This is a genomic window from Gordonia sp. LMA167 (genome assembly GCF_058130025.1).
Genome location: NZ_CM176708.1, coordinates 3,057,998 through 3,074,465, shown reverse-complemented (window position 1 = coordinate 3,074,465; position 16,468 = coordinate 3,057,998). Strand labels below are relative to the sequence as shown.

The following is a 16,468-nucleotide window of genomic DNA, read 5'->3' as shown; positions in this document are numbered from 1 at the left end:
CTATCATGCAGCCTATGCCGACCACCCCCGAGAACCGACGCACGCCGGGTCCACAGCACCTGATCGCCGGGCGCTACCGGTTGCGCTCGCGCATCGGCGGTGGAGGCATGGGCGCGGTGTGGCTCGCCAAAGACCAGTTGTTCGATCGCGAGGTCGCCGTCAAGCAGGTCGTCTCCACCGAGGGACTCAGCGACGAGACGGCCGACAACATCCGGCAGCGCGCCATGCGAGAGGGCCGCATCGCCGCCAGACTCACCCACCGCAACGCCATCGCGATGCACGACGTCGCCCTCGACAGCGGCGAACCATGGCTGGTGATGGAATACCTACCCTCCCGCAGCGTCGCCCAGATCCTTTACACCACAAAAACTCTCGGCGTCGAACCGGCAGCCCAGATCGGCGCCCAGGTGGCCGACGCGATGACCGCGGCACATGCCGCGGGCATCATCCACCGCGACATCAAACCGGGCAACATCCTCATCACATCAACCGGGCGCGACGCCGGCCTGGTCAAGATCACCGACTTCGGCATCTCCCGGTTGAAAGACGATGTGAGCCTCACCCAGTCCGGCGTGATCACCGGCACTCCTGCTTATTTCGCACCCGAGGTGGCGCGTGGTGCCGAGCCCGGCGAGGCGTCGGATGTCTACTCCCTCGGCGCCACCGTATACACCCTCATCGAGGGTCAACCGCCGTTCGGGGTGGATGACGACTCGCTGGCGTTGCTACACAAGGTCGCCCGCGCACAGATCACCCCGATGACCAAGGCCGGCGATCTCGAACCCGTGCTGCTGCGCCTGCTGGAACCGAGCCCGGCCAAACGACCCACCATGGCGGAGGCCCGTGACCTGCTCGCTGCCGTCGCTGCCGGTGATCGTCGATCGATTTCGCAGGTGTTGTCCGGCCCGATCACCACGCCGGACGGCGGTGTACCGACCTGGGCCCAACGATCGCCCCGGCCTCCTCGCACGCATTCGACCGGCGCCCACCGGCCCGTCAGCGGCCCCGGCCCGAATCGTCCCGACCAACCGTCGTCCGCCGCATCTGCCCTTCACTCCCGGGCATCGACACTGCCGACGAACCCGGCCACGCTGAGTTCCCGTCTGCCACACCCCGGTCCGTCGAGGTCTCCGTCACCGTCCAGAACCACTCTGACCCTGGCCATCTCCGCGCTTGCGGCGATTCTGCTGGTCATCGTGCTGATCGTGGTGATCGTCAGCTGAGGACGACTATCCGATGTGCCGGGTCGCGGCCCAGCGGGTGAGTGCATTGCGGTTGGACTGCTGCGTCTTGCGCAGCACGTTCGATGCGTGGGTCTCGACGGTCTTGATCGAGATGAACAGTTCGTCGGCGATCTCGCGGTAGGTGTAGCCACGGGCGAGCAGCCGCAGCACCTCCAGTTCCCGTTTGGTGAGGGAGTCGAGCTCGGGGTCGAGGGGAGGCTCGGGCGCCGTTGACTTACCCGTGAAGGAATCCAGCACGAACCCCGCCAGCCGTGGACTGAACACCGCGTCGCCGTCGGCGACCCGTCGCACCGCGTCGGCGAGCGCCTTTCCGTCGATCGTCTTCGTGACGTAGCCGCGGGCGCCCGCCCGGATGGTCGCGATGACGTCCTCGGCCGCGTCGGAAACGCTGAGCGCCAAGAAGACCGGCACCGATCCGTCGACGATCGCGTCGGTCACCCCACGCAGCACCGCGACCCCACCGCCCGACGGCATGTGCACATCGAGCAGCACGACGTCGGGCCGCAGAGCGACGATGCCGGCCACTGCCTCGGACACGGTGCCCGCCTCACCGGCGACCTCCAGTCCCGGTTCCGAGGCCAGCTCGGCACGGACACCGGACCGGAACACGGCATGGTCGTCGACGAGAAAGATCCGGCAGACCGCCGCCTCTGTCATCACTGCGCTTCCTCTTCCTGTGCATGGTCTTCTGTCACAGTCGATTCTGACACCGCCGATTCTGCCTCCACCTCGACCTTGCCGACATCACCGCGCCGCATGGTCAGCCGGACGTTGGTGCCACGGCCGGGCGACGAGTCGACCGTGACCTCTCCGCCGGCCCGATGCATCCGCGCGGTGATGGACCGTGCGATGCCCTGCCGGTCGCCGTCGACGAGATCCGGGTCGAAGCCGACGCCGCGGTCGCGCACGAAAACCTCGACCTGGTCATCGGTCACCTCACCGTAGACGTCGACCTTGCGTTCCCCGGAGTGCTTGGCGGCGTTGATCAACGCCTCCCGGGTGGCGGCGACCAGTGCCGCCCACCGGCGACGTGCCGCAGCGGGTTCGTCGTCCGGACGCAGATCGCCGACCGTGATCACCTCGACCTCGATACCGTAGTGATCCTCGACCTCGGCTCCAACCGCCTGCAGACTGGCCGACAACGATCCCGCGCGCTGGGCGGGATCGCCGAAGAGCCAGCCACGCAACTCGCGTTCCTGACTTCGGGCCAATCGGGCGACCTCTTCGGGTTTGCCGGCCTGCTTCTGGATCAGCGCAAGGGTCTGTAGCACGGAGTCGTGCAGGTGTGACGCGATCTCCTCGCGTTCTGCGTTACGGATCCGCGCCGCACGTTCCTCGTTGAGAGCGCGCCACATCCGCATCCAGAGGGGCACGCTGAGCAGCAGGGCTCCGAACAGTGTCGCGACGACCGCGAGCAGCGTGGTGGACAATCCGCCGAAGGAGCGATCGCCGGCGAGCACGATCACCACCAGCCCGCCGATCACCAGGAGCGTCCCGCCGATCAGCCGGGTCCAGGTCAATACCGGTGTCCGCGGGGAGGCGCGCGAGGTGTCGAACTCCCGCCAGACCAGGCTCGCGCCGACCACGACGAACACGAAGGGCACGAGATAGGCGGCCGGGGTGCCCGAGGCCGCGAAACCCACCACCGACATCGCCACCAGACCGACGAGCGCAAGTCCGTACGCCTGCCGTCGTTCTCCCGGAGCGGGCGGCGCGGTGTCGTGGCCGGGCGGGCAGAAGAACCAGAGCAGTCCGTAGGCGAGAACACCGGCGCCGGCGAGCGCGGCCAACACCATGAACACGACTCGTACCCGGAACACGTCGACTCCGAGATGGTCGGCCAGACCGCCCGCGACACCGGCGATCACCCGGCCACCGTCGCGCCGCACCAGTCGCGGCGTCTCCGACGGCGCGGTCGGCGTCACGGACACGGGCACACCACCACTCACACCTCGATAGTGGCACGCCCAGACCACACCGCACATCAGGGACTTTCTCAGGGTATGTCCCGATGTGCCGAAGCTCCCGGGCCGACAGGATGGGGACCATGGACACGAAGCAGTTCGAAAGCCTGTGGGCGACGCGGCCGGTCCGGCCGAACGGCAACCGGACGGTCGCGGGTGTGTGCGCGGGATTCGCGGCACGATATCGGGTCGATCCGACCCTGGTGAAGATCGCGTTCGTGGTGGCGACGCTGTTCGGCGGGAGCGGTCTGGTGCTCTATATCGCCGCGTGGATCGCGCTGCCGAGCGAGGACAACGCCGACCGGGTGGGTCCCGGATTCTCGGGATCACGCACACGGCGCCATGACGGCCGCGCGCACATGCCGCACCGCAACGGCAAGATCGTGCTGCTCATCGTGTTGGCGATCATCCTGCTCACGTCGTTCGGGCCGAATCGCACCTGGAGCTCCGGCGGACTTCTGGGCGCCGCGCTGATGCTGCTCGGCTGGTGGCTGCTGTATCAACGCACGCCGGAGGCGCCGGCAGGCACCGGTGTCGACTCCCGCCGTCCGAGCCAGGTCGGTGTGGCGACCGGTACCGGCGACGCGCTGCAACCGTGGATTCCCCGGGCGATGATGAACACGCCCGCGCCGACGACCTCCCCGTCGTGGCCACACGCAGAGCCGCCGACACCGCAACCGGCCACCGACGACGGGCCCCCGGTGCCCGGCATTACCCCCGATGTGACAGCTCCGCCGACCACGTATGACTCCGGCGAGCATGGACCGAGTGGGTACGGTGCGAGTGGGTACGGACCGAGTGGATACGGTGCGAGTGGATACGGGCCGACCCCGTACGGGCCGAGCGCCTACGACACCGGCGCGGCGGACGAGCTCAGGACCACCCCACCCGCGTGGGATCCGTTGGGCGCGGCGCGATTCGCGTGGGACCTGCCCGAACCCGCGGCGGACAACAGCCCGGCGACGCCCCGCGAACGTCGCTCACCGCTGACCCTCATCGTGATCGGGGCCGCAGTCATCGCCGCCGCGACCGGTGCCGCCCTGCATCAGGCCGGTGTCGACTGGTTCACCCCGGTCCGGATCATGTCGATGTCGCTCGCGGTCGTCGGTGTCGGACTGATCCACGCCGGCCTGCGCCGGAGGCGGGCCGGCGACCACAGTTCCGGTCTGGTTCCCATCGCCCTGCTACTCGGGGCCGCCATCGTGCTGACCAGCGTCATCGGACATCTGAGCGCCCTGCCGTCGGGTGGTGTCGGCGAGCGGACGTACACACCGCTCAGTGAGGCCGACATCAAGAGCGACTACTCGCTGACCATGGGCAAGATGGTGCTCGACCTCCGCGACGTCGACATCACGTCGGACCGGACGGTGAACCTGAGGAACGGGGTCGGCGAGATCCAGGTCCTGGTGGACGAGAACACGAACGTCCGCGCGAACTGCGAGGCCAAGGTCGGCGACTATGACTGTCCCGACGGCGTGTCGGGTGGGCGCGACGGCACCGACGGTCCGATCCTGACAATCGACGCACAGACCAACGTCGGACATGTGGAGGTGGCCCGATGAGCCAGGAGACGACCGACCGCGACACCCGGCATCGCGCCCCCGGGCTGACCATCCTCGGATTCGCGGCGCTGCTGGTGGCGGCATGGGGACTGGCCGGCGGGCCGAGCCTGCCCTCGGCCGCCGACCTCGGCTGGATCGCCGTGGCCGGCGGCCTGACCATCGGCCTGATCCTGATCTTCACCGGAGCACGGTCGACGCGTCGCTGACCGGAGCGATCAGCGACGGCGCCGCGTCCGGTTCCTCTCGGCCGGCCGCCTCACTCCCACTCGATGGTGCCCGGCGGCTTGCTCGTGACGTCGAGGACCACGCGATTCACGTCCGGGACCTCGTTGGTGATCCGCGTCGAGATCAGCTCGAGAACCTCGTACGGTACGCGCGTCCAGTCGGCGGTCATCGCGTCCTCGCTGGACACCGGGCGAAGCACGATCGGATGACCGTAGGTGCGGCCATCTCCCTGCACACCGACGCTGCGGACGTCGGCGAGCAGAACCACCGGACACTGCCAGATCTGACCGTCGAGTCCCGCCGCGGTCAGTTCCTCGCGGGCGATGAGATCCGCTTTGCGCAGGGTCGTCAACCGATCCGCGGTGACCTCGCCGACGATCCGGATCGCCAGGCCCGGACCCGGGAACGGCTGGCGGCCGACGATCTCCTCGGGCAGGCCCAGTTCACGCCCGACGGCACGAACCTCGTCCTTGAACAGCAACCGCAGCGGCTCGACCAGAGAGAACTCGAGATCGTCGGGCAGACCGCCGACGTTGTGGTGGCTCTTGATGTTGGCTGTACCGCTGCCGCCACCCGACTCGACGACATCGGGGTACAGCGTGCCCTGGACCAGGAACTCGACCTTGTCCCCGGCGGATGCCCGGTCACCGAGGACGTCGCTCACCGCACCCTCGAAGGACCGGATGAACTCGCGGCCGATGATCTTGCGTTTGGTCTCGGGATCGCTGACGCCGGACAGCTCGGACAGGAAGGTGTCGGCGGCATCGACGGTCACCAGTTTCGCGCCCGTGGCCCCGACGAAGTCGTGCTGCACCTGCTCGCGCTCACCCGCCCGGAGAAGTCCGTGGTCGACGAACACACAGGTCAGACGATCGCCGATGGCGCGCTGAACCAGGGCAGCGGCGACCGCGGAGTCCACCCCGCCGGACAATCCGCAGATCGCGAGGCCGTCACCGATCTGGTCGCCGACGGCGTCGATCAACGAGTCCGCGATGTTCGCGGGCGTCCAGGTTGCCTCGAGCCCGGCGATCTCATAGAGAAAGCGGGTGAGCACCTGCTGGCCGTGCGGGGTGTGCAGGACCTCGGGGTGATACTGCACCCCGGCCATCTGTCGTTCGACGCATTCGAACGCGGCGACCGGGGCGCCAGGGGTCGACCCGGTGACGATGAAACCCTCCGGAGCGGTCTGCACGGCGTCGTTGTGGCTCATCCACACCGGCTGGGTGTCGGTGAGGCCCTGATGTAGAAGGCCTTCGCCGTTGAGCGACAACGTCGTCCGGCCGAACTCGCGTCCGCCGGTGTTTGCCACCTCTCCCCCGAGTTCGGCAGCCATCGCCTGGAATCCGTAACAGATCCCGAAGACCGGCACACCGAGATCGAAGACCCGGGGATCCAGCGCCGGTGCGTCGTCGGCGTAGACCGAGGCGGGCCCGCCCGACAGGATCAGCGCCAGCGGTTTGCGGGCCTCGAAGTCGGCGAACGGGGCGTCATGTGCGATCACCTCCGAGTAGATCCGCGCCTCGCGGACCCGCCGGGCGATCAGTTGCGCGTACTGCGCGCCGAAATCGATCACGAGTACGGGACGAGGACCGTCGATGAACGAATCGCCAGAAGAATCTGTCACGCGCCCAAGTCTAGAGCCGTCACGACCTGCGAAGGTCATCGGGAGACACGGCCTGGTGATGACACCCGGTAAACCGGCCGTGACCTCCACCCGACATAATGCTGTGCATGTCCGAGACCACCGACCACCGCACGTCGTCGCGGCGATTCTCGCTCTCGGTGGCCGATCTCACGCAGGCCGCGGTGTTCGCGGCCCTCATCGCCGCGCTCGGTCTGCCCGGCACCATCACCATCGGGTCGTCGGGTGTACCCATCACCCTTCAGACCCTGGGTGTGATGCTCGCCGGCGCGATCCTCGGGCCGCGCAAGGGCACGCTTGCCGTGGTGATCTTCGCCGTCCTGGCGATCGCCGGCCTACCGATCCTCGCCGGCGGTCGCAGCGGCCTCGTGGCGCTGTCGTCGCCCACCGCCGGCTTCTTCGTCGGATTCCTGCCTGCGGTCGTCGTGATCGGCCTGGCCACCGCGCTGATGATGCCGAAGTACCGGATCCTCTGGGGCATCGTCATCAACATCGTCGGTGGCATGGTGGTGATCTACGCGTGCGGGATCGTCGGGCTGCTGTTGCGCACCGACCTCACGCTCTGGGCGGCGATCTCCACCAACGGCACCTACATCCCCGGTGACATCGCGAAGGCGGTGGTGACCGCTCTGGTCGCGTCGCAGGTCCACCGCGCCTACCCCGGATTGATCACGCCGATCCGGCTGCGCCGCATCCACTGATCGGCCCGTCGGTGATCCAGTGCGCCCCATGATCGTGTTCCGGGCTGTCGGGCATGCGTTCGACGACCGGGTGGTGTTGCGCGACATCGACCTCGAGCTGACCGAACGGCGCATCGGCATCATCGGCGCCAACGGGAGCGGAAAGTCGACGCTGGCCCGGATGATCAACGCCCTGGTCACACCCGATCAGGGGTCGGTGATCGTCAACGGAATCGATGCCACCCGGGAGAAACGGAAGGTCCGACGCGAGGTCGGTTTCATCTTCAGTGACCCGGACCGACAGATCATCATGCCGACGGTCGCCGAGGACATCGAACTGTCCCTGACCCGGACTGTGTCCGACCGCGTGGAGCGTCGGGCCAGGGCCGCGGAGGTCTTGGCCCAGTTCGGTCTCGCAGATCACGCCGACCATCCCGCGCATCGCCTCTCGGGTGGCCAGAAACAACTACTCGCACTGGCATCGGTGATGGTCACGGGTCCGTCGGTGCTGGTCGCCGACGAACCCACGACGTTGCTCGATCTCCGCAACAGCCTGATGCTGCAACGGGTGTTCGCCGGACTCGACGAACAACTGATCGTGCTCACCCATGACCTCGACATGGTCACCGACTACGACCGGGTCATCGTGCTCGACGACGGACGTGTGGTCGCCGACGACACGCCCGCCGCGGCCGTCGCCGCCTACCGCGAGCTGATGGCGTGACCGCGCTCGGCGTCTACCGCCCGGGCCATTCACTGCTGCACCGGCTGCCCGCGGGTGTCAAACTGCTCTCACTCGGCGCGGCGATCCTGGCCATCAGCTTCACCGTGCGCACCCCGGCGGCGGTCGGTGTGCTCGCCGCCTGTGTGGCAGGGGTGTTCGCGTTGGGCGGCATCGGTCCTCGCGAGGCCTGGCGACAGTTGCGGCCGGTGCTGTGGGTGCTGCTGTTCGTCGGCGTCTTTCAGGTGATCTTCACCGATTGGCAACGCGCACTGGTGGTGTGCGCGGTGCTCGCGGCGTCGGTCGCACTGGCCGCGGCGGTCTCGTTGACGACTCGCACATCTGCCGTGCTCGACGCCATCGTCGGTGCGCTGGGCCCACTTCGTCGCTTCGGGGTGCGCACCGACCTCATCGCGCTCACCCTCGCACTGGCCATCCGGTCGATCCCACTGATGGTCGACGTCGTCGGTCAGGTCGACGAAGCCCGCAAGGCCCGCGGATTACGGCCCGGCGCAAGGATTCTGGTGGCACCCGTGGTGATCGCCGCACTGCGCACCGCGGACGGGTTCGCCGAGACACTCATCGCCCGCGGACTGGACTGACCCACTACCGGGTTCGTCCCCCGGGTATCGTCATCTCCCCCATGGGCTTGTGGAGGGTCTGGCGATACCCGGGGGACGAACGCAGGTCACGGAAGCGTGGGTGTGCACTGCGATGTCAGGCGTGCAGCGACAGGCCGACCTTCTGGAACTCCTTGAGGTCGCTGTAGCCGGCCTTGGCCATCGAACGACGAAGTGCGCCGACCAGATTCAGCTCACCGAAGGGATCCTGGGACGGTCCGTTCAGCACACATTGCAGGCTCGGTCGGTTCTGCTCGGTGGCGACCTGCAGCAGCGCGCCCCGCGGCGTGTCCGGATGTGCGGCGGCCGACGGCCAGTACCAGCCGCGACCCGGCGCCTCGGCCGAGGCGGCGAGCGGCGTGCCGAGCACCGCAGCGTCGGCTCCACAGGCGATCGCCTTCGCGAGGTCGCCGGAGGTGTGGATGTCACCGTCGGCGATGACGTGCACATATCGTCCGCCGGTCTCGTCGAGATATTCGCGACGCGCGGCGGCCGCGTCGGCGATCGCGGTCGCCATCGGCACCCCGATACCGAGCACCTCGCCGGTCGTGGTCGCACCGGCGGCCGAGCCATACCCGACGATCACACCGGCAGCACCGGTACGCATGAGATGAAGCGCGGTGCGATGGTCGTGCACACCACCGGCGATCACCGGCACGTCCAACTCCGCGATGAACGTCTTGAGGTTCAGTGGCTCTCGCGCCACCCCGTCGGCGTCGGTCTGGGCGACATGCTCGGCCGAGATGATGGTGCCGTGCACGACGAGGATCTCGACACCCGCCTCCAGCAGGGCCGGCGTCAGTTCCGGAGCGTGTTGCGGACTCACGCGCACGGCGGTGGTGACCCCGGCGTCGCGCACGGCAGCGACCGCCGCGCCGAGCAGGGCGGGGTCCAACGGCGCCGAATGCAGTTGCTGCAGCAGCCGAACTGCCGCGAAGGGATCGGGGCTCTCCGCCGCGACCGATGCCAGCTCGACGAGCTTGTCGTCGACGTCGCGGTGCCGCGCCCACAGGCCCTCGCCGTTGATCACGCCGAGCGCGCCGAGCCTGCCCAGTTCGATGGCTGTCGCCGGGGACACCAGCGCGTCGGTCGGATGGCTCAGGATCGGCGAGCTGAACCGGTAGGCATCGATCTGCCAGGCCGTCGAGACATCCTTGGACGATCGCGTCCGACGGGACGGCACGATGCTGATGTCATCGAGTTCGAACGTCCGGCGGGCCGTACGCCCCATACCGATGTCCACAAGGTCACGCACCGTTGCGCCTTTCTGCTACGCGAAGGAGTTCGCCGATCGACCCCGACCCGATGTGGTCGGGGACCGAACGAGCTTCAGCGGGAATAGTAGTTGGGTGCCTCGGCGGTGAGCGTGATGTCGTGCGGATGCGATTCTTTGAGACCTGCCGCGGTGATCTGGACGAACCGCGCCTGGTGGAGATCGGTGATCGACGTCGACCCGGTGTATCCCATCGCTGCGCGCAGGCCACCGACGAGCTGGTGGATCACCTGTGCGAGCGGTCCACGGAACGGGACGCGGCCTTCGATGCCCTCGGGAACGAGCTTCTCCTCTTTGAGGACGTCGTCCTGGAAGTAGCGGTCCTTGGAGTAGGACTTCGCCTGACCGCGGCCCTGCATCGCGCCGAGCGACCCCATGCCGCGGTAGCTCTTGAACTGCTTGCCGTTCACCAGGATCAATTCGCCGGGCGCTTCGGCGGTGCCGGCGAGCAGCGATCCGAGCATCGCCGTCGACGCCCCCGCGGCCAGAGCCTTGGCGATGTCACCGGAGTACTGCAGTCCGCCGTCGGCGATCACCGGCACGTCGTGCTGCTTGCACACCGCCACGGCCTCCATGATCGCGGTGATCTGCGGCGCTCCGACACCGGCGACGACCCGGGTGGTACAGATCGAGCCGGGACCGACGCCGACCTTGACGGCGTCCGCCCCTGCCTCGACGAGAGCCAGGGCCGCCTCACGAGTGGCGACATTGCCGCCGACGATCTGGGCACGGTCCCCCACCTCGGCCTTGAGTTTCGCCACCATGTCCAGCACGAGCCGGTTATGCGCGTGCGCGGTGTCCACGATGATCACGTCGGCACCGGCGTCGGCCAGCGCCATCGCACGATCCCATTGCGGGTCACCGGTTCCCACCGCCGCACCGACCAGCAACCGGCCGTCGGCGTCCTTGGTCGCCAGCGGATGCTGCTCGGTCTTGACGAAGTCCTTGACGGTGATCAGACCCGTCAGCTTCCCGTTGCCGTCGACGATCGGCAGCTTCTCCACCTTGTTGCGGCGCAGCAGACCCAACGCGGCCTCGGCGGAGACACCTTCCTGTGCGGTGATCAGCGGAGCCTTGGTCATCACCTCGGAGACCGGTCGCGACTGGTCCACCTCGAACCGCATGTCACGGTTGGTGATGATGCCGACGAGCTCGCCGGTCGCGTCGACCACCGGCAGCCCGGAGATGCGGTAGCGGGCACACATGGTGTCCACCTCGGCCAGCGTGTTGGTCGGCGAGCAGGTCACCGGGTCGGTGACCATGCCGGCTTCCGACCGTTTCACTGTCTCGACCTGACCTGCCTGATCCTCGATCGACAGGTTGCGGTGCAGCACACCCATCCCGCCGGCACGGGCCATGGCGATCGCCATCCGTGCCTCGGTGACCGTGTCCATCGCCGAACTGACCAGGGGCACCTTGAGCGTGATGTTCTTGGTGACCCGGGACGACGTGTCCGCGTCACTGGGAATGACGTCGGAAGCCGAGGGCAGCAACAGGACGTCGTCGAAGGTCAGGCCGAGCATCGCGACCTTGCCGGGGTCATCTCCACCGGTGCGAACGTGCGTCATCTCTCCATGGTATCGGCACCCGTGCAGTGTTCGGGCTCACCCCGCACCGTGCCGTCGGGCACACCGGGCGAACCACGCGGCCTGTGGAGTCCTCACGCCACCGAGGCCGGTGGATCCGTTACCGTGGAAGTGTGCGTGACCACCTTCCCCCCGGCTTGCCGCCCGACCCCTTCGCCGATGATCCCAGCGACCCGGCATCGGCGCTGGACTCGGTCGAGCCAGGGATCCCGCTCGACGAGAACGAGCGGATGGCGGTAGAGGAGGACCTCGCCGACCTGGCGGTGTACGAGGCGCTGCTCGCACATCGCGGCATCCGCGGCCTCGTCGTCGTGTGTGAGGACTGTCACGAAGACCATTACCACGATTGGGACATGCTGCGAGCCAACCTCCTGCAGCTGTTGATCGACGGAACCGTGCGACCTCATGAGCCGGCCGTCGATCCACGGCCCGATTCCTATGTCACGTGGGATTACTGCCGTGGCTACGCGGATGCGCGCAGCCACATCGACGACGAACGCTGAGCCGCGGGCGCGGTAGCACAGACACCTCAGAGACCGAGATGTCCTGAGGTATCGACGATCGACGTCACCAGAACCAGCCGGCAGGCGCAGGCGTGGTCGTGGTCGACAGATCCGGCGCGCCCTGTCCACCCGACGGCACGGGAAGGTCGGCCGGAGACGACGTCGGCGTCGGAGTCGTGGTCGTCACGGTCGGCGGTGCCGGCTCCTGTGGCTGCGACGTACCGGTGTTGTCGGTGCCGGTCTGACCGGTCGTGTCGTCGGGAGGATTCGGCGTGCCCTGCGTCGGATTGGGGTTCTGCGAGGTCGGTACGGTCACCGTGACCGAACCGCCACCGGTCTCGCGACGCAGGTCCCGGGGAGGCGTGCTCGGGCCCGTACTCTGATCGGTGCTCGAACCGGCGGCCGGCGCCTTGGATGAGGCGGACGATGAGGCCGCGGAGGACGACTTCGCCGAACTGGCATCGGCCTCCAGCCGCTTGATCCACTCGTTCATGCGATCCCGGGTCGCGGAGTCACGGACCGGGTCGAGATCCTTCTGCGCCTTGGCGATCAGCTCGGCAGCCTGCGCCGTGTCGCCACCGGCCATCGCGGCCTCGGCCTTCTCGAGGTTCGACTGCACATCCATTGCGGCCTGCGTCTGGCTCGCGGCCTCGGAGAACACGACACGTTTGACGCCCCACAGCGGATCCCCGGGAGACGAACCCTCGGCGAGCACGGTCAATCCGGCACCCGCGATCACGACGATCGCCGCGACGCCTGACGCCACCCTCAGATGGCGGACGACTCCGCGACCCCGCTGCACACGCTCGGTGGCGGCGATCGCCGCCTCCACCTCGTCGACCGTGGGCAGGTCCGGCATCGGCGTCTCGAGGACCTCGTGCCGCCAGCCCGACATGAGCTCGGCGAGCTGATACTCGGCGTCGTCGCGCGTCGGCACCGGATGATCCTGCGACAGCGCCTCGATGAAATCGTCGTCGACATGTACAGAGGTCATGTCGATCGGCTGGTTCAGATCCCAACCGACCTCGGCAGGGTCACGCTCGTCGCTCATCGACCTCACCTGCCTTCCTCAGTGTGTCTTTCAATTTCGCCAGTGCGCGGTGTTGGGCCACCCGCACCGCACCGGGCGTGCTGCCGATCGCGTCCGCGGTCTCCTCGGCCGACAGTCCGACTACCAATCGGAGGACCAGGACCTCTCGCTGCCGCTCGGGCAGGATCGTGAGCAGCGCCCGCATCCGCCGGCTCGCATCGGCGTCGAGAGCCATCTGCTCCGGGCCACCGGCGAATGTCCCGGTCTCCGGGAGTGTCTCCACCGGATCTGCCTTGACCCGGCCGGCCACCCGCATCGCGTCGGCGACCTTGTGTGCGGCAATGCCGTACACGAAGGCCATGAACGGCCTGCCCTGGTCCTGGTACCGGGGCAGCGCTGTCATCACCGCCATCAACGCCTCCTGCGCGATATCGTCGGCGGAGAACAGATGGCGCTCTCCGACTCCAATTCGCCCTCGGCAGTAGCGCAGGATCGCGTCCTGCACACTCTCGAGAACTGACGTGAGCGCGGCACGATCGCCCTGCCCTGCGGCACGGACAGCCTCGTCCAGCTCAACACCCGTCAGTTTCATCGTCAGCTGAGATCCCCGTGTTACATGTGTGTGGTGGTGTTGCCAGTGCGCCGTGTACCACCGTCACCTTATCCACCTCCGGCCACAGACCGATCACCCACCGGCACCCACGGGAACGGAACACCTCGGCGGACCAGTTCGGCCCGCGTCCGGGCCAAATTCTCGGCCAGCCGGCGGTCGCCGGGATCCAGACCGACCCGCAATGCCAGAGAGGCCCACGACAGCGGCAGCAGCCCCGCACCCTGAGCGCGCTCGGTGACCTCTGTCGCGAGTTCGGCGGCTCGCCGTCCCTCCCCACCGGCGGCCACGGCCGCAGCGGCGATCAGCGCGGTCTTGACCCGGTGTCGCTCAGGGGTCCCGTCGACAAGAGCCAACCGTGTTCCTGCCTGCGCATGCGCCGCGGCGCCCGCCGGGTCGCCGGAATAGATCGCCAACTCGGCCGAGACCCACTCGATCCGCAGTGCGGGCCGCCGTCCACCGAGCCAATCGTCCTCATCTACCACCACCAGCGCGCGGGCACGGGTCAGCAGTCGAGCGCTCGACCCGAGGCGAAGCTGCCCGAGATGATCGGCGGCCAGACCGACGAGCCCGTCCAGAATCGCCGCCCGCTCCACCGGCGTCCGCCCCGGCCGGGCGCACCCGAGCAATGCCAATGCCCGTCCGTCGAACGCTGCCGCGTCGGTGTGGCGACCCGCCTGCCGCAACAGCGACGCCCGTGTCGACAGAGCGAGCGAGACAAGGGGTGCGTCGTCGACGGCCGCCCCGAGCCTCACGACAGCGTCCAATACCGTGAATGCGGCCGCAGTGTGACCCATGCCTCCCTGTTCGACGGCACGCGCCCACAGCACATACCCGCGCGTACATTCCCCCATTTCAAACCCTATTTTTCGACTCCGTGGCAGCCCGCCGAAACGAGTGTAACCTGTTCCAGTTTTCCTGAATTTAACCTGCCGTCACAAACATTAATCCGCGCTGCACATCACGCCCGAATAATCGTGGCGTTTCCGTGGTGTTAATCGACCGTTGTGGTGTCACGCTGCTGTCACGCGGCGAAACGAGCCCCGAAATGCCACCTCGCGCAACGAAACTTGCAGGTCAACGGGCACTACGATCACCTCCGGAGGGGCCACACGCATCACTCTCGAGACGTATGGTACTCGCCGTTCCATAGTCAACGCAGCGTTAACAATTTCGGAAATTTCACCATCGTTGACCCTGCATTTGGCGGGATTGACTCGATTTCTTTTGCTTGCCTACTGTGTGAATGCGCCGCTGAATACGAGTGCCACACTCTGACGACAAGGAGTTCGCTGTCATGCCTCAGCCCAATCATCTCCCTGGTCCGAACGCCGACATCTGGGATTGGCAAATGGAGGGTCTGTGCCGCGGTGTGGACTCATCGATGTTCTTTCATCCTGACGGCGAGCGCGGACGGGCCCGCGCCCAGCGGGAACGGCGCGCGAAAGAGATGTGCCATCAGTGCCCGGTGATCGCCCAGTGCCGCGAACATGCTCTGGCCGTGGCCGAACCGTACGGGATCTGGGGCGGTCTCTCGGAATCCGAGCGCAGCATGCTGATGAAACGCGGCGTCGGCCGCCGTATCGCCAGCTAGAGGGTCTCGACCGCAAGAAACGCTTCGACGCCAATGGGGGCATCGATCCATCCGGATCGATGCCCCCATTGTGTGTCGGGACCTCGGGCGTCAGTGCGCGTGACCGTGTCCTGCGCGTCCGCACCGGCCGCATGTGGCCGATCGACGATGGCGGTCTCGGTTGATTCAGATGTACTAAATGTCGCCGACACGTATCCCACCGGTGATCCGGATCGGCCACGCCACGGAGCTACTGCCTCACCTGAGCGCCGCCAGCTCGCCGCTCTGAGCAATTGGGGCCAACCAGGAGGGCAACACCTTGCCGGCGTAGCAGAGAAGTTGGACACGCCCGGATCTGTCGACCGCACTTCTGGTGCCGACCACTCGTGGTGCCGAAGAGCCTCCTCAAAGCGCGAGCAATGCTCCCCCTGAGAACGCCGAGTCGTGGAACTCGATTGCTTCAGGCACAGCACGCTGAGGTACGTCGAACGTCACGGTCGCTTCGATACTGAGGCCGGGGTTGATGTCCTCCATCCAGTTCTCGTCGCTGATCGAGCTGTTCGCGTCGTATTTATTGCCCTTGATAATCAGATGCTGGTTCGATGCGAAAAAACTCCGGGCATCGTCACCGACGTTCGTCACCCGCAGACGGACGATGAAGAACTCGCCCTTGGCCTGCTCCGGCTTGAACACGCCCTCTTTAGTGGCCGACCGATCGACCCCGAGAACCTGGAACTCGAACTTACCGTCACGGACGGCGGACCCTGCGGGAGCGGCCACATCGGCCGCAGGCCTCACAGGGGTCGACGTCGACTCGTCGGTGCCAGACGAGGTCGCCGCGGTCGAGCTGGACTTGGTCTCGCCGCTCTCTTCGCGATCGATGATGGAGCCAAGGGTGAATAACCCCAGAATTACCGCTCCCAGCCCAAGCCCGAGCTTCATTCCTGTGGACTTGCCACGCTTCGCAGGTTGGCCAACGCCTGATGTTGGTACGTCGAATTGGGCATTCACCTGTTGGCCAACGCCAGGTGTTGGTACGCCGAACGGGGCGTAGTTCTCGGTCCACGCCCTGCCATCGAAGTAACGCTGACGCCTCGGATCAGATGGATCTGGATACCAACCCGGCATTGGCTGCGTCATAAAAGTCCCGTCTCTGTTTGCTGCTCACCTATAGGCGGGGAAAGCATAACCACAGCGCCCGACAAAGTGCGTAGCAGCAACGATTTGTCTACCGC

17 protein-coding genes are annotated in these 16,468 nt (G+C 67.1%); 8 read left to right on the top strand and 9 right to left on the bottom strand.

What is annotated here, in order from left to right:
• Positions 1–14 precede the first annotated feature (14 nt).
• Positions 15–1,223, top strand: a complete 1,209-nt coding sequence (locus tag ACVT6V_RS13880; protein ID WP_489900351.1) for a serine/threonine-protein kinase — start codon at positions 15–17, stop codon at positions 1,221–1,223.
• A gap of 6 nt (positions 1,224–1,229) precedes the next feature.
• Here the strand turns inward: ACVT6V_RS13880 and ACVT6V_RS13875 are convergent, their stop codons facing one another.
• Both ACVT6V_RS13875 and ACVT6V_RS13870 read right to left on the bottom strand, forming a co-directional pair.
• Positions 1,230–1,901: a LuxR C-terminal-related transcriptional regulator gene (locus ACVT6V_RS13875; RefSeq protein WP_489900349.1), complete on the bottom strand. Its 672-nt coding sequence runs from the start codon at positions 1,899–1,901 to the stop codon at positions 1,230–1,232.
• Positions 1,901–3,175 (bottom strand): PspC domain-containing protein, encoded by a 1,275-nt coding sequence (locus ACVT6V_RS13870; protein ID WP_489900347.1) that lies wholly within the window; start codon positions 3,173–3,175, stop codon positions 1,901–1,903. Before ACVT6V_RS13870 ends, ACVT6V_RS13875 begins: the two co-directional genes overlap by 1 nt.
• Positions 3,176–3,291: 116 nt before the next feature.
• Between ACVT6V_RS13870 and ACVT6V_RS13865 the strand changes: the two genes are divergently transcribed.
• Positions 3,292–4,770, top strand: coding sequence for a PspC domain-containing protein (locus ACVT6V_RS13865; RefSeq protein WP_489900345.1), 1,479 nt, complete (start codon positions 3,292–3,294; stop codon positions 4,768–4,770).
• Positions 4,767–4,976 (top strand): hypothetical protein, encoded by a 210-nt coding sequence (locus tag ACVT6V_RS13860; protein ID WP_489900344.1) that lies wholly within the window; start codon positions 4,767–4,769, stop codon positions 4,974–4,976. Before ACVT6V_RS13865 ends, ACVT6V_RS13860 begins: the two co-directional genes overlap by 4 nt.
• Before the next feature lie 50 nt (positions 4,977–5,026).
• Here ACVT6V_RS13860 and guaA read toward each other — a convergent pair whose 3' ends face one another.
• Positions 5,027–6,619 carry a glutamine-hydrolyzing GMP synthase gene (guaA, locus tag ACVT6V_RS13855; RefSeq protein WP_489900342.1) on the bottom strand — a complete coding sequence of 531 codons (1,593 nt, stop codon included), beginning with the start codon at positions 6,617–6,619 and terminating at the stop codon, positions 5,027–5,029.
• A 107-nt stretch (positions 6,620–6,726) separates the two neighbouring features.
• Between guaA and ACVT6V_RS13850 the strand changes: the two genes are divergently transcribed.
• From ACVT6V_RS13850 to ACVT6V_RS13840, 3 genes are read left to right on the top strand one after another with little or no spacing between them, the layout of a single operon-like run.
• Positions 6,727–7,338, top strand: coding sequence for a biotin transporter BioY (locus ACVT6V_RS13850; protein WP_489900340.1), 612 nt, complete (start codon positions 6,727–6,729; stop codon positions 7,336–7,338).
• Positions 7,339–7,366: 28 nt separating this feature from the next.
• Positions 7,367–8,041: an energy-coupling factor ABC transporter ATP-binding protein gene (locus tag ACVT6V_RS13845; RefSeq protein ID WP_489900338.1), complete on the top strand. Its 675-nt coding sequence runs from the start codon at positions 7,367–7,369 to the stop codon at positions 8,039–8,041.
• On the top strand, positions 8,038–8,640 hold the full coding sequence (locus tag ACVT6V_RS13840) for an energy-coupling factor transporter transmembrane component T family protein (RefSeq protein ID WP_489900337.1): 603 nt from the start codon (positions 8,038–8,040) through the stop codon (positions 8,638–8,640). Before ACVT6V_RS13845 ends, ACVT6V_RS13840 begins: the two co-directional genes overlap by 4 nt.
• 115 nt (positions 8,641–8,755) lie before the next feature.
• Here the strand turns inward: ACVT6V_RS13840 and ACVT6V_RS13835 are convergent, their stop codons facing one another.
• Positions 8,756–9,913, bottom strand: a complete 1,158-nt coding sequence (locus ACVT6V_RS13835; RefSeq protein ID WP_489900335.1) for a GuaB3 family IMP dehydrogenase-related protein — start codon at positions 9,911–9,913, stop codon at positions 8,756–8,758.
• A gap of 74 nt (positions 9,914–9,987) precedes the next feature.
• Positions 9,988–11,499 (bottom strand): IMP dehydrogenase, encoded by a 1,512-nt coding sequence (gene guaB, locus ACVT6V_RS13830; protein ID WP_489900333.1) that lies wholly within the window; start codon positions 11,497–11,499, stop codon positions 9,988–9,990.
• A 131-nt stretch (positions 11,500–11,630) separates the two neighbouring features.
• On the opposite strand from guaB, the gene ACVT6V_RS13825 reads away from it, so the two are divergent.
• A complete protein-coding gene (locus ACVT6V_RS13825; RefSeq protein ID WP_489900331.1) occupies positions 11,631–12,020 on the top strand; it encodes a DUF5319 domain-containing protein in 390 nt (129 codons plus the stop codon).
• 64 nt (positions 12,021–12,084) lie between these two features.
• Here ACVT6V_RS13825 and ACVT6V_RS13820 read toward each other — a convergent pair whose 3' ends face one another.
• The 3 genes from ACVT6V_RS13820 to ACVT6V_RS13810 form a co-directional block, all read right to left on the bottom strand.
• A complete protein-coding gene (locus ACVT6V_RS13820) occupies positions 12,085–13,071 on the bottom strand; it encodes an anti-sigma-D factor RsdA (RefSeq protein ID WP_489900330.1) in 987 nt (328 codons plus the stop codon).
• Positions 13,055–13,642 carry an RNA polymerase sigma factor ShbA gene (gene shbA, locus ACVT6V_RS13815; RefSeq protein ID WP_489900329.1) on the bottom strand — a complete coding sequence of 196 codons (588 nt, stop codon included), beginning with the start codon at positions 13,640–13,642 and terminating at the stop codon, positions 13,055–13,057. Before shbA ends, ACVT6V_RS13820 begins: the two co-directional genes overlap by 17 nt.
• A gap of 68 nt (positions 13,643–13,710) precedes the next feature.
• A complete protein-coding gene (locus ACVT6V_RS13810; RefSeq protein WP_489900328.1) occupies positions 13,711–14,457 on the bottom strand; it encodes a hypothetical protein in 747 nt (248 codons plus the stop codon).
• Positions 14,458–14,957: 500 nt separating this feature from the next.
• Here ACVT6V_RS13810 and ACVT6V_RS13805 point away from each other — a divergent pair, with 500 nt between their 5' ends.
• Positions 14,958–15,254 (top strand): WhiB family transcriptional regulator, encoded by a 297-nt coding sequence (locus ACVT6V_RS13805; protein ID WP_489900327.1) that lies wholly within the window; start codon positions 14,958–14,960, stop codon positions 15,252–15,254.
• Positions 15,255–15,638: 384 nt separating this feature from the next.
• Here the strand turns inward: ACVT6V_RS13805 and ACVT6V_RS13800 are convergent, their stop codons facing one another.
• Complete coding sequence (locus tag ACVT6V_RS13800) at positions 15,639–16,373, bottom strand: DUF4352 domain-containing protein (protein ID WP_489900326.1); 735 nt, start codon at positions 16,371–16,373, stop codon at positions 15,639–15,641.
• Between the last annotated feature and the right edge of the window lie 95 nt (positions 16,374–16,468).

What these genes read in the sequence shown, in the direction of transcription:
- ACVT6V_RS13865 (WP_489900345.1), top strand. Translation starts at nt 3,292, where the DNA reads ATGGACACGAAGCAGTTCGAAAGCCTGTGGGCGACGCGGCCGGTCCGG.
- ACVT6V_RS13810 (WP_489900328.1), bottom strand. Translation starts at nt 14,457, where the DNA reads ATGGGTCACACTGCGGCCGCATTCACGGTATTGGACGCTGTCGTGAGG.
- ACVT6V_RS13805 (WP_489900327.1), top strand. Translation starts at nt 14,958, where the DNA reads ATGCCTCAGCCCAATCATCTCCCTGGTCCGAACGCCGACATCTGGGAT.
- ACVT6V_RS13880 (WP_489900351.1), top strand. Translation starts at nt 15, where the DNA reads ATGCCGACCACCCCCGAGAACCGACGCACGCCGGGTCCACAGCACCTG.
- ACVT6V_RS13800 (WP_489900326.1), bottom strand. Translation starts at nt 16,373, where the DNA reads ATGACGCAGCCAATGCCGGGTTGGTATCCAGATCCATCTGATCCGAGG.
- ACVT6V_RS13860 (WP_489900344.1), top strand. Translation starts at nt 4,767, where the DNA reads ATGAGCCAGGAGACGACCGACCGCGACACCCGGCATCGCGCCCCCGGG.
- guaB (WP_489900333.1), bottom strand. Translation starts at nt 11,499, where the DNA reads ATGACGCACGTTCGCACCGGTGGAGATGACCCCGGCAAGGTCGCGATG.
- shbA (WP_489900329.1), bottom strand. Translation starts at nt 13,642, where the DNA reads ATGAAACTGACGGGTGTTGAGCTGGACGAGGCTGTCCGTGCCGCAGGG.
- ACVT6V_RS13875 (WP_489900349.1), bottom strand. Translation starts at nt 1,901, where the DNA reads ATGACAGAGGCGGCGGTCTGCCGGATCTTTCTCGTCGACGACCATGCC.
- ACVT6V_RS13820 (WP_489900330.1), bottom strand. Translation starts at nt 13,071, where the DNA reads ATGAGCGACGAGCGTGACCCTGCCGAGGTCGGTTGGGATCTGAACCAG.
- ACVT6V_RS13850 (WP_489900340.1), top strand. Translation starts at nt 6,727, where the DNA reads ATGTCCGAGACCACCGACCACCGCACGTCGTCGCGGCGATTCTCGCTC.
- ACVT6V_RS13845 (WP_489900338.1), top strand. Translation starts at nt 7,367, where the DNA reads ATGATCGTGTTCCGGGCTGTCGGGCATGCGTTCGACGACCGGGTGGTG.